This is a genomic window from Haemophilus parainfluenzae, assembly GCF_003252795.1.
Taxonomy (GTDB): Bacteria; Pseudomonadota; Gammaproteobacteria; order Enterobacterales; family Pasteurellaceae; genus Haemophilus_D; species Haemophilus_D parainfluenzae_K.
The window spans coordinates 110297-122414 of record NZ_QEPQ01000004.1 but is presented as its reverse complement, the minus strand read 5'-3'; the positions used below and the strand labels follow the sequence as shown (position 1 = coordinate 122414).

The window sequence follows — 12118 nt, the reverse complement described above, 5'->3', positions numbered from 1 at the left end:
AAAATCCCCTTTCGGGGATTTATTGATTATTTATCTGCTTTTTTCGTGGTTTTCTTTACCGTTTTTTTCGGCTCAGATTTACCTTCAGATTTGACCGCACTTTTCTTTGTTGTAGTAGACTTCGTAGTCTTCTCTTTTGTCGTTGCGGATTTAGTTGCTTTTTTCTTTGGCTTTTCAGCTAAATTTGCCGCTTTCCATTCCTCAAATTTTTCAAGTAATACTTTACCCATTGGGCTTGGATCGCCTGTAAACAAGGTTTGTAAACCATTATTTTCAATGATATGACGGCGAAGTGCTAAACGTTCTTGATGGTTTTCTGCTAAACGAATTGCACGTTCAACATATTCATCTACCGTATTTGCAATTAACCATTCCGGTAAACCTAAACGTTTAAATAACCCTTCATCAATATGTTCATGGACTTCTGCACCGGTTTTACATACCCCCACTAAACCTAATGTCACCATATCAATAATGCCATTCGTGTTACCGAATGGGAATGGGTTTACCATCATATCACAGTTATGCAAAATACGCAGATATTGATCATAAGGCGCATGTGGATGAGCTGTCGCATCATTGCCTAAATAAGACTTAATAAAACGCTCAACATAAGGATGTGTCACGCCACTAGATTGACCTAACGCAAAGTGGAAATGCACTTTCACGTTAGCACGATCACGAATAGCCTTTAATGCCGCCAAGAAATAGGGATTAAGCTTCATTGTAGTAGAAGCAATACCAATATTTACCACTTCAGGATTTTCACGTAAACGATACTCTACGTGTTGCGGTGCAAGAGCTGAAGGCACATAAGGTAAGGCATCTTTCGGTAAACGCAATAATTGCTCACTGAAGCATTTTTCAGACCCCACATAATCATCTTCTACAATCACATATTCAATAAAATCAGAATGTGTCGTAGCAGGATGGCCTAAAGCAATTACTTGAACTGGCGCAAGACGCGTGTTACTTGCAAAAATAGTGGTTAAATCCATCCCAATACTTGGCATATAAAGAACGGCTGCACCATTTTTCTCACAAATCTCTTTTAATTCATTCAATTTACTAAAAATATTATCGCCTTTTAATAAATGGAATTCATCAAACACCGCTTGGCCTGCCGCATCTACTGCTTCATTACCCACACCAATTAAATGAAAACGCTCACGTGCAGCAATCATTGATGTGGAATGCGTACGATAAATTGAATGGGATGAATGGAAATGCTCCAATAACACCACCATGACAGGTTTGCCATTACGCTCACCTAATTTCGTGACATCGCGATCTGTCCATCCACCTTGCAATAAATGACGGCGAATAACTTGGTTTAATGCTTTTTTCACCCAGTGTTTATTTTCAGCAATATCGTAGCTGCAATGCATATACACATCGTGTGAAATTGCACTTGGTAAATTATTTAAGTTTTCAATCGTCGCTAATTTTTCAGGGAACCATTGTAAAAGCGTACCACGCTTAGAGAACGCTTGATCAGTACCGATAAAACGTGGTGATTGCAATGCAAAACAAAGCGATGCGCATAACTCTGGATCTAAATTCCATAAAGCATCAAGATTAACATTCACATTAGATTCTGGCAGGTAGAAAATACAGAATTTAATTAATGATGATCTCGTATTGTCTAAATGGAAATCGGATAAATTGGTTTTATCTGGATTGCGGTTATAAGCTTGCAACACATGATCCGCATTTACAAATGGCGATGATGCGAAAATCATGTTAATCCAACGTTGTAAGGTAAAGAAACGTTGCGCCCCACCTTCAGAAATATCTAATTTAGGATCAGAAAATAGCTCGCTCATTGCTACCGCTACACGGGTACAAAAATGCTTAATTTTATCTTGTACTAATTCATCATTTAATTGGCTAGGATAATCAATTTCAATGCCTTCAATACCACCAAAATTAGTATCAATTTTGCTTAAAATATCGAGCAATTCTACGCAAGCTGCTTCATAATTTTTTGCCGCAACTTCTTGTTCAAAACGGATAACACTTGGTTGTTTTTGTGTTTCTGCCATTTTTTAATTCCTTTGGTAAAAAATAAATAATATTAATAATTAACAGGTTCCCCACAGATCGTATTCATCTGAATGAGTAATGGTTACTTTAATAAATTCGCCCACTTTCACAGGCGTGCCACTTAGATTTTCAATATAAACTAAGCCATCAACTTCAGGTGCATCAGCTTTTGTACGGCCGATAATACCTTCATTATCAATTTCATCCACAATTACATCAAGCGTTTGGCCAATTTTTTGTTTTAATCGTTCAGCCGAAATTTCTTGTTGTAACTGCATAAAGCGGTGGAAACGTTCTTCTTTTACATCTTCAGGCACTTGGTCAGTCATTTCAGTTGCAGGTGCGCCTTCTACTGGGCTAAATTTGAAACAGCCCACGCGATCAAGTTGTGCTTCTTTTAAGAAATCCAATAACATTTGGAAATCTTCTTCTGTTTCACCTGGGAAGCCTACGATGAAAGTTGAACGCAAGGTTAAATCTGGACAAATCTCACGCCATTGCTTGATGCGCTCTAAAGTGCGGTCAATTTTTCCTGGTCTTTTCATTGCTTTTAAAATTTTCGGACTCGCATGTTGTAATGGAATATCCAAATAAGGCAACAATAAACCTTCCGCCATTAATGGAATTAAATCATCCACGTGCGGATAAGGATAAACGTAATGTAAACGCACCCAAATGCCTAATTTACCAAGCTGTTTGCACAAGGTCATTAAGTCATTTTTAATTGGCATGCCATTCCAGAAAGCAGTTTTCACGCCACCTTCTTTGCGTTGTGTATCCATCGCATAAGCAGAAGTATCTTGTGAAACAACCAATAACTCTTTCACGCCTGCATCAGCAAGACGTTTTGCTTCATCCAATACTTGCGTGATAGAGCGGCTTTCTAAATCCCCACGTAATGAAGGGATTATACAGAATGTACAGCGATGATCACAGCCTTCTGAGATTTTCAAATAAGCGTAGTGTTTTGGTGTTAATTTCACCCCTTGTTTTGGTACAAGGCTGGTGTAAGGATTATGCTCAGGTTTCGGAACGTACTTGTGTACTTGTGCCATTACCGTTTCATAACTGTGAGGACCGCTCACTTCCAATACTTTAGGGTGAACTTGACGAATTTGATCTTCTTTCGCACCCAAACAACCCGTCACAATCACACGTCCGTTTTCTTCCAACGCCTCTCCAATAGCTTCTAGGGATTCTTGCACAGCACTATCAATAAAACCGCAAGTATTCACAATAACCAAGTCCACATTTTCATAACTTGGCACAATGTTATACCCATCAGTACGTAATTCAGTCAGAATACGTTCGGAATCCACTAAATTTTTAGGACAACCTAAACTTACAAAGCCAATATTCGGCGTTGATTTTTGCATAAATTTATTCTCAGCTATCATCATCTTTCAAAACTTTAGATTTTACTCAATTTCAAGCCGAAAGGCGATAAATTAAAGGTAAATTGATTGTAAATTTGCCCATTAAAGTCCTTTTTTCAGGTAGAATAATGCCCGTTTTTTTTATTTACTCATATTCATTATTAACATGGAAAATTCTTTTCTTTTTTCGACCGCTCTTGAACAGACGGCTTATTTACTTATCCTAGGGAAAATGCTACTTGCACTTGTACTTGGCGGGATTATTGGCTTAGAACGTGAACTTAAACACAAACCGGTTGGGGTCAAAACCTGTGCCATTATTGCGGTGACGACTTGTGTACTGACGATTGTATCTATTCAAGCTGCAGAACATTATGCGCAAGTTTCAGATAATATTCGAACTGACCCTATGCGACTTGCCGCACAAGTAATCAGTGGCATTGGTTTCTTAGGTGCAGGGGTAATTTTACACAAGAAAAATGATGCCATTTCAGGCTTAACCACAGCTGCCATTATTTGGGCAGCGGCGGCTATCGGTGTGGCAACAGGTGCAGGCTTTATTTTTGATGCCATTATTGCCACTTTAATGATTTTAATCGCTATCCGTATCAGCCCTATTGTGCAACGTTATGTTCGTCGTAAAACCTATAAAAAACGTACTCGATTGGCTATTCAACTAAGTTCTGCGAACGGCATCAGTAAAGTGACAGATTTATTATTGAAACATGACTACCGCATTGAAAATATCTCAGTAAAAGACCAAGCAAGTGGCGAAGTTCGCTTGCAAGTGCGATGCTACAACATTGATAATGAAATGCTAAAAGATGTCTATACGCTATTAAAAACAGAAGATGAAGTTTTGAGTGTGGATGTAGAAAATTAAAATCAGCTTAAAGTAACACATTACTTCTATCGTAAAACCACTACTTGCTAGACAAAAGTTAAATACTTAAACTGGATAACATCATGAATTTACAAGATAATTTCGAGCAGCATACGCCGATGATGCAGCAATATCTCAAGTTAAAAGCAGAAAATCCTGATATTTTGTTATTTTATCGAATGGGGGATTTTTATGAGCTTTTTTATGATGATGCAAAAAAAGCGGCAGCGTTGTTAGATATTTCTTTAACGAAACGTGGGCAATCAGCAGGTAATCCCATTCCCATGGCGGGTGTGCCTTATCATGCGGTAGAAGGTTATTTAGCAAAATTAGTGCAATTAGGTGAACCTGTAGCCATTTGTGAGCAAGTAGGTGATCCTGCCACCTCAAAAGGGCCGGTTGAACGAAAAATTGTACGAATTGTAACGCCAGGTACGGTAAGTGATGAAGCGCTTTTACCAGAACGCCAAGATAACTTAATTGTGGCGGTTTATCAGGAAAAAGAAAAATTTGGTCTAGCCACATTAGACATGACATCTGGACGCTTCCAGCTTTGTGAACCTCATTCAAAAGAAGCCTTACAAGCTGAATTACAGCGTATTAATCCCGTAGAATTACTTTATTGTGAAGATTTTGCCGAAATGGCCATTATCGAACATTATAAAGGTCTACGTCGTCGTCCTATTTGGGAATTTGAGCTCAGTACGGCGATTTCAGAACTTAATCGTCAATTTGGTACGAAAGATTTACGTGCATTTGGTGTAGAAAAATCCCCTCTTGGCTTGGCAGCAGCAGGTTGTTTATTGCAATATGCAAAAGAAACACAACGGGCTTCTCTTCCACATATTCAAAGCATCAGTATTATTCAAAATAACGATAATATTCAATTAGATGCCGCAACACGCCGAAATTTAGAACTTACTCAAAATCTTGCGGGTGGTACAGAAAACACGCTGGCTTCGGTATTAGATAAATGCGTTACCCCAATGGGTAGCCGTTTGTTAAAACGTTGGATTCATCAGCCTATCCGTCAAACAGACATTCTATTAAAACGCCAAAAAACCATTGGTGAAATTATTGAGCAAGATTTGTATCACGAATTGCAGCCTTATTTGCAACAAGTGGGAGATATGGAACGGATTCTTGCTCGTGTAGCACTACGTTCTGCGCGTCCTCGAGATCTCACACGTTTACGTACTGCATTAGAACAAATTGAACCGATAAAATCGCTGATTCATACAAAAATATCGTCAAATTTGACCACACTTTCCGCACAAATTGATGATTTTTCCGCGCAAATCGACCTACTTCAAAAAGCAATTATTGAAACTCCTCCGTTATTAATTCGCGATGGTGGCGTTATTGCTGAAGGCTATAATGCAGAATTAGATGAATGGCGAACCCTTTCCGCTGGCGCAACGCAATATTTAGAAAATTTAGAACAACGTGAACGAGAAAGCACAGGTATTGATACCTTAAAAATTGGTTTTAATGCGGTGCATGGTTATTACATTCAAATTAGCCAAGGACAAGCCCATAAAGCACCGATTCATTATGTTCGCCGTCAAACATTAAAAAATGCCGAACGTTACATTATTCCTGAATTAAAAGAATATGAAGATAAGGTTTTAAAATCAAAAGGAGCGGCGCTTGCTTTAGAGAAGCAACTTTATGATGAATTATTTGATTTATTGTTGCCACATTTAGGTCAATTACAGTTAGCGAGCTTGGCATTGTCTGAATTGGATGTGTTAGTTAACTTGGCAGAGCGAGCAGAAACCTTAAATTATGTTGCACCACAATTTAGCGATGAAATTGGCGTAAAAATTGAAAATGGTCGCCATCCTGTGGTGGAACAAGTCTTAAAAGACCCCTTTATTGCTAACCCTGTTAATCTCAATCAACAGCGTCATTTACTGATTATTACTGGCCCAAATATGGGCGGTAAAAGTACCTATATGCGTCAAACAGCTTTAATTACGTTAATGGCGTATATAGGCAGTTTTGTGCCGGCTGATAGCGCGGTTATAGGGCTAATTGATCGAATTTTCACTCGAATTGGCGCCTCTGATGATTTAGCATCCGGTCGTTCTACATTTATGGTGGAAATGACAGAAATGGCGAATATTCTTCATCAAGCCACTTCACAAAGTTTGGTTCTGATTGATGAAATTGGACGAGGTACGTCTACTTATGATGGGCTTTCTTTAGCTTGGGCTTGTGCTGAATGGTTGGCAAAGAAAACTCGTTCGCTTACGTTATTTGCGACCCATTATTTTGAACTCACCGCACTGCCAGAACAAATTGAAGGCATTGCTAATATTCATTTAGATGCATTAGAACATAACAATACCATTGCCTTTATGCACGCTGTTCAAGACGGTGCAGCAAGTAAAAGTTATGGTCTTGCTGTTGCCGCACTGGCTGGTGTGCCTCAATCCGTGATTAAACTGGCGAAGCAAAAATTACATCAGTTAGAAAAATTGTTGGCTCAAAATGGTGATCAACAAATTCAACATTTAAGAGCGTTAAATAAACATCAAGGTGAATTGGCTTTTGAAGCGGAACCGGATGCTTTACGTGAAGCCATTGAGCAGCTTGATCCAGATGAATTAAGTCCAAAACAAGCCTTAGCTTATTTGTATCAATTGAAGAAAATGCTGTAAGAAATAAAAAAGAGCGGTCAAAAAATTCATTGTTTTTTATGACCGCTCTTTTATTTTCACTAATTTCTTAAAATCTCATAGATTTCAGAATCTTTTCTATCAAGATAATGGATAGATTGGATTTTACGGATGGTGCGTGATTTACCACGAATTAATAAGGTTTCTGTGGTTGCCAAGTTGCCACGGTGAGAAATTCCTTTGAGTAATTCACCGTGCGTAATTCCCGTTGCGGCAAAAACAAGGTTATCATCACGTACTAAATCCTCTAATTTTAAGATTTCATTGACCTTCACACCTAAGGCTTCACAACGTTGAACTTCTTTTGCGGCAATTTTACGGTTTTCTTCTGTATCGCCTTTCACTTCATTACGTGGAATAAGGCGAGCTTGCATATCCCCACCTAATGCGCGAATTGCAGCGGCAGCTGCCACACCTTCAGGTGCACCACCAATGCCATAAACCATATCCACTTCAGCATCCGGTAAGCAACATAAAACCGAAGCAGCAACATCACCATCTGGAATAGCCATCACACGAATACCAAGATTATGCATTTGCTTAATCACTTCATCATGACGTGGTTTAGCGAGCACCATCACGGTTAAATCCGATAAGGATTTACCTAAACGAGAAGCCACACGGCGAAGATTTTGTTCAATAGGTAAACTTAAATCAATCATGCCTTTCACTTCAGGACCAACAACCAATTTTTCCATATACATATCTGGCGCTTTTAAGAAGGTTCGTTTACCGCCAGCAGCCAATACTGAAATCGCATTTGATTGGCCCATTGCTGTCATTCTTGTGCCATCAATTGGATCAACCGCAATAGAAACGAGTTCACCATTACCTGACCCTACTTTTTCGCCAATATAAAGCATTGGTGCTTCGTCAATTTCCCCTTCACCAATCACAATTTCACCGTCCATATGGATTAAATTCAGCATATAACGCATGGCTTTAACTGCCGCCTCATCTGCCGCATTTTTATTACCACGTCCAAGCCAAGTATAAGCCGCTAATGCAGCTGCTTCGGTTACTCTTGAAAATTCAATAGCTAATGCACGATTCATTTTTCTCTCCCAATGCAAAAAGTCTCGCTATTTTATCACTAAGCAAACGTTTGCATAATAAATTTTGACAAGAGGCTTTTAAAAATAGGATTAAGTGGGTAGAATAAAGCCGTTTCGGACTTATTTTAAAAAAGGAAATCACTATGTCTTTAGAAATTTTAGATCAGCTTGAAGAAAAAATTAGACAAGCAGTAGAAACCATTCAATTACTTCAACTTGAAGTGGAAGAATTAAAAGAACAAAAAAATCAATCTCAACAAGCGGTAGAAGCGTTGCAACATGAAAACGAGCAACTTAGAAATGAACACCGCAACTGGCAAGAACACATTCGTTCATTGTTGGGTAAATTCGACAACGTATAATGACTATAAAGGCTTAGAAAATCTAAGCCTTTTTTCTTATTAGGAAACAATATGAATATTTGCGTGATTTCAGGCAGCACATTAGGTGGCGCTGAATATGTGGCGGAGCATTTAGAAGAGGTGTTAAAAACACAAGATTTTTCTACCGTACTTTTCCACGGTCCAGAACTTGATGATGTGATTGATGAAAATATTTGGTTGATTGTCACTTCAACACATGGCGCAGGTGAATTGCCTGATAATTTGAAACCACTCTTTGAACAAATTGCGGCATCAGATAAAGATTTATCTTCCCTCCGCTTTGCCGTTGTAGGCTTAGGCAATTCAGATTACGATACATTCTGTCATGCCGTGAATAAAGTCGAAACACAATTAAGTGAAAAAAGTGCGGTCAAAATTTGCGAGAGTTTAAAAATCGATGTCTTACATGTTGATGATCAAGAGCAATTTGCGGAAGATTGGCTACCACAATTTATTCATGCACTTTAGTCATAATAAAGCGATAATTTGAGTTATCGCTTTTTCTTTATCCATTATCCAAAAAAATAACCTGTGGATAACTTTGATAAAACCTGTCAAAAACTTGTTCTTTTCCACTGAGTAAATATGATGATTGTTTTAGCTGTGGATAAAATTAAAGGTTATCCACAAAAAAAAGCCTCCAAACTGACGACATTTCAACACAGTCTAAAATGATCTAACTTCTTCATTTAAAAAAGGAAAAGGATCTTATTCACAAGGTAAAAGGATCTTAATAGTAACAATAGTAAGATCTTTATATATAAATAGATCTTATCTTTATTACCTCTCGATCTTCTCTTATCACAAATTGAATTCTTGCTTTCAAGCACACGTAATTTTCAGTAGAATAGCGCCTATTTTTAGATCGAAGATCAAATTGAAGACGAAGAGATATATATATGTTTTACACCGAAAATTATGATGTGATCGTTGTTGGTGGCGGTCATGCCGGTACAGAAGCCGCATTGGCACCAGCACGTATGGGATTAAAAACCCTGTTATTGACACATAATGTTGATACCCTTGGACAAATGTCATGTAACCCTGCTATTGGTGGTATTGGTAAAGGCCATTTAGTGAAAGAAGTGGATGCTATGGGCGGCTTAATGGCGCATGCTGCAGATAGGGCGGGTATTCAATTTCGTACTTTAAACAGCAGTAAAGGGCCTGCTGTACGTGCAACTCGTGCTCAAGCTGACCGCGTGTTATATCGCCAAGCCGTACGTATCGCACTTGAAAACCAACCAAATTTAGATATTTTTCAACAAGAAGTAACCGATATTTTAATTGAACAAGATCGCGTTTGTGGAGTGGAAACCAAAATGGGGCTTAAATTCCGTGCTAAATCAGTCATTTTAACAGCCGGTACTTTCTTAGCGGGTAAGATCCATATTGGTTTAGAACATTATGAAGGTGGTCGAGCTGGTGATCCGGCATCTGTTACACTTTCTCATCGTTTACGTGATCTGAATTTACGTGTTGATCGTTTAAAAACGGGTACGCCACCGCGTATTGATGCACGCACGATCAATTTTGATATATTGGCTAAACAACATGGTGATGCTGTATTACCTGTATTTTCTTTTATGGGATCGGTATCTGATCACCCTCAACAAATTCCTTGTTATATCACCCATACCAATGAACAAACCCATGAAGTGATACGTAATAACTTGGATCGCAGTCCAATGTATACTGGAGTGATTGAAGGGATCGGTCCACGTTATTGTCCATCCATTGAAGATAAAGTGATGCGTTTTGCAGATCGTAATTCACATCAAATTTATTTGGAACCAGAAGGCTTAACCAGCAATGAAGTTTATCCAAATGGAATTTCTACCAGTTTGCCGTTTGACGTGCAAATGGGCATTGTAAATTCTATGAAAGGTTTGGAAAAAGCTCGCATCATTAAACCAGGTTATGCCATTGAATATGATTATTTTGATCCACGTGACTTAAAACCAACGTTAGAAACTAAATCGATTTCGGGTTTATTCTTTGCGGGTCAAATTAACGGTACAACCGGTTATGAAGAAGCGGCAGCACAAGGCTTATTGGCGGGGATTAACGCAGGTCTTTACGTACAAGAGAAAGATGCATGGTATCCACGTCGCGATCAATCTTATACAGGTGTATTAGTGGATGATCTTTGCACGCTTGGCACCAAAGAACCGTATCGTGTATTTACTTCTCGTGCTGAATACCGTTTGTTATTACGTGAAGACAATGCAGACATTCGTTTAACGCCAATTGCCCATGAATTAGGTTTGATTGATGAGGCTCGCTGGGCACGCTTCAATCAAAAAATGGAAAATATTGAACAAGAACGCCAGCGCTTACGCAGCATTTGGCTGCATCCACGCTCTGAATATTTAGAAGAAGCGAATAAAGTACTTGGCAGCCCACTTGTGCGTGAGGCCAGCGGTGAAGATTTATTGCGCCGTCCGGAAATGACCTACGATATTTTGACTTCTTTAACGCCATATAAACCGGCAATGGAAGACAGAGAAGCCGTAGAACAAGTGGAAATTGCCATTAAATATCAAGGCTATATTGAGCATCAACAAGAAGAAATTGAAAAACAAAAACGCCACGAAAATACAGCTATCCCGGCTAACTTTGATTACAGCAAAGTGTCTGGTTTATCTAATGAAGTGCATGCGAAGTTGGAACAGCATCGTCCAGTTTCCATTGGTCAAGCAAGCCGAATTTCAGGTGTTACTCCTGCAGCAATTTCAATTATTCTGGTTAATTTGAAAAAACAAGGCATGCTAAAACGTGGGGAGTAAACTTCTCAGGTATTGAAAGCAAAAGTGCGGTGAATTTTCATCGCACTTTTTTATATTACAAATTAAAAAGATGTAATTGGTAGGCTAAATTTTTGCTGAAATAAAAACACTAAGGATTTTAACCGCACTTTCAAGTAGAATGACGACAAACAGACAAGATAGATAGAAAAATGAAAGCAAAACTCGAAAATTTACTGGCTCAAGCAGAAATTCAATTAACCGATCTGCAAAAAGATCAGCTGATTCAGTTGGTACAATTACTCCATAAATGGAACAAAGCTTATAATTTAACCTCTGTACGTGATCCACAAGAAATGTTAGTAAAACATATCTTGGATAGTATTGTTGTTAGTCCTCATTTACAAGGAGATCGTTTTATTGATGTAGGAACAGGTCCAGGCTTGCCAGGCCTGCCTTTAGCCATTATTAACCCCACCAAGCAATTTGTCTTGTTAGATAGTTTAGGTAAGCGTATTAGCTTCATTCGAAATGCAGTACGTGAGTTAGCACTAACAAATGTAGAACCTGTTCTTAGCCGTGTTGAGGAATACCAACCTGAACAAAAATTCGACGGTATATTAAGTCGTGCATTTGCTTCGTTAAAAGATATGACAGATTGGTGTCATCATTTGCCAAAAGAAAATGGGTATTTTTATGCTTTGAAAGGCATTTATCACGAAGATGAAGTTCAAGAATTAGACAAAAAATTCGAAGTGAAAGACGTGATTACTTTGCATGTCCCTGAGCTTGTAGGTGAGCGACATTTAATCGTTTTACAATAAAACATACTTTTTTATGAGTATTTTGTGAATAATTTTTTAAAAGTGTGATTTGTTTAACATTTTTTAGTGGTTTAAAAGTTGAAACTCTTCGTAGCACGGGTATAATTAGATAGTTTTTGT

The 12118-nt window shown here is 38.4% G+C and carries 9 protein-coding genes; 6 read left to right on the top strand and 3 right to left on the bottom strand.

The features are described from left to right. Window positions 1–26 precede the first annotated feature (26 nt). Both DPV81_RS07815 and rimO read right to left on the bottom strand, forming a co-directional pair. On the bottom strand, window positions 27–2045 hold the full coding sequence (locus DPV81_RS07815) for a UDP-glucose:protein N-beta-glucosyltransferase (protein ID WP_111387719.1): 2019 nt from the start codon (window positions 2043–2045) through the stop codon (window positions 27–29). A gap of 39 nt (window positions 2046–2084) precedes the next feature. After that, window positions 2085–3422 carry a 30S ribosomal protein S12 methylthiotransferase RimO gene (gene rimO / locus DPV81_RS07810; RefSeq protein WP_111387717.1) on the bottom strand — a complete coding sequence of 446 codons (1338 nt, stop codon included), beginning with the start codon at window positions 3420–3422 and terminating at the stop codon, window positions 2085–2087. Window positions 3423–3588: 166 nt separating this feature from the next. Between rimO and DPV81_RS07805 the strand changes: the two genes are divergently transcribed. Beyond that, window positions 3589–4305 carry an MgtC/SapB family protein gene (locus DPV81_RS07805; protein WP_014064479.1) on the top strand — a complete coding sequence of 239 codons (717 nt, stop codon included), beginning with the start codon at window positions 3589–3591 and terminating at the stop codon, window positions 4303–4305. A gap of 83 nt (window positions 4306–4388) precedes the next feature. After that, window positions 4389–6971: a DNA mismatch repair protein MutS gene (mutS, locus tag DPV81_RS07800; protein WP_111387716.1), complete on the top strand. Its 2583-nt coding sequence runs from the start codon at window positions 4389–4391 to the stop codon at window positions 6969–6971. Between the two features lie 59 nt (window positions 6972–7030). On the opposite strand, the gene glpX is transcribed toward mutS, so the two are convergent. Continuing rightward, window positions 7031–8044 (bottom strand): class II fructose-bisphosphatase, encoded by a 1014-nt coding sequence (glpX, locus tag DPV81_RS07795; RefSeq protein ID WP_111387714.1) that lies wholly within the window; start codon window positions 8042–8044, stop codon window positions 7031–7033. Window positions 8045–8187: 143 nt separating this feature from the next. On the opposite strand from glpX, the gene zapB reads away from it, so the two are divergent. The 4 genes from zapB (at window position 8188) to rsmG (ending at window position 11998) form a co-directional block, all read left to right on the top strand. Further along, the gene (gene zapB / locus DPV81_RS07790; protein WP_014064476.1) at window positions 8188–8406 is read left to right on the top strand and encodes a cell division protein ZapB; all 219 of its coding nucleotides are present in this window, start codon (window positions 8188–8190) and stop codon (window positions 8404–8406) included. Window positions 8407–8457: 51 nt separating this feature from the next. Continuing rightward, window positions 8458–8895: an FMN-binding protein MioC gene (gene mioC / locus DPV81_RS07785; RefSeq protein ID WP_111387712.1), complete on the top strand. Its 438-nt coding sequence runs from the start codon at window positions 8458–8460 to the stop codon at window positions 8893–8895. A 431-nt stretch (window positions 8896–9326) separates the two neighbouring features. Continuing rightward, window positions 9327–11216 (top strand): tRNA uridine-5-carboxymethylaminomethyl(34) synthesis enzyme MnmG, encoded by a 1890-nt coding sequence (gene mnmG, locus DPV81_RS07780; protein ID WP_111387710.1) that lies wholly within the window; start codon window positions 9327–9329, stop codon window positions 11214–11216. A gap of 170 nt (window positions 11217–11386) precedes the next feature. Further along, window positions 11387–11998: a 16S rRNA (guanine(527)-N(7))-methyltransferase RsmG gene (rsmG, locus tag DPV81_RS07775; RefSeq protein ID WP_111387708.1), complete on the top strand. Its 612-nt coding sequence runs from the start codon at window positions 11387–11389 to the stop codon at window positions 11996–11998. Window positions 11999–12118: the final 120 nt, after the last annotated feature.

Bases quoted from the DNA above. Each gene is read 5' to 3' on its own strand.
- rimO (WP_111387717.1), bottom strand. From the start codon at position 3,422: ATGCAAAAATCAACGCCGAATATTGGCTTTGTAAGTTTAGGTTGTCCT.
- mutS (WP_111387716.1), top strand. From the start codon at position 4,389: ATGAATTTACAAGATAATTTCGAGCAGCATACGCCGATGATGCAGCAA.
- DPV81_RS07805 (WP_014064479.1), top strand. From the start codon at position 3,589: ATGGAAAATTCTTTTCTTTTTTCGACCGCTCTTGAACAGACGGCTTAT.
- mnmG (WP_111387710.1), top strand. From the start codon at position 9,327: ATGTTTTACACCGAAAATTATGATGTGATCGTTGTTGGTGGCGGTCAT.
- zapB (WP_014064476.1), top strand. From the start codon at position 8,188: ATGTCTTTAGAAATTTTAGATCAGCTTGAAGAAAAAATTAGACAAGCA.
- mioC (WP_111387712.1), top strand. From the start codon at position 8,458: ATGAATATTTGCGTGATTTCAGGCAGCACATTAGGTGGCGCTGAATAT.
- DPV81_RS07815 (WP_111387719.1), bottom strand. From the start codon at position 2,045: ATGGCAGAAACACAAAAACAACCAAGTGTTATCCGTTTTGAACAAGAA.
- glpX (WP_111387714.1), bottom strand. From the start codon at position 8,044: ATGAATCGTGCATTAGCTATTGAATTTTCAAGAGTAACCGAAGCAGCT.
- rsmG (WP_111387708.1), top strand. From the start codon at position 11,387: ATGAAAGCAAAACTCGAAAATTTACTGGCTCAAGCAGAAATTCAATTA.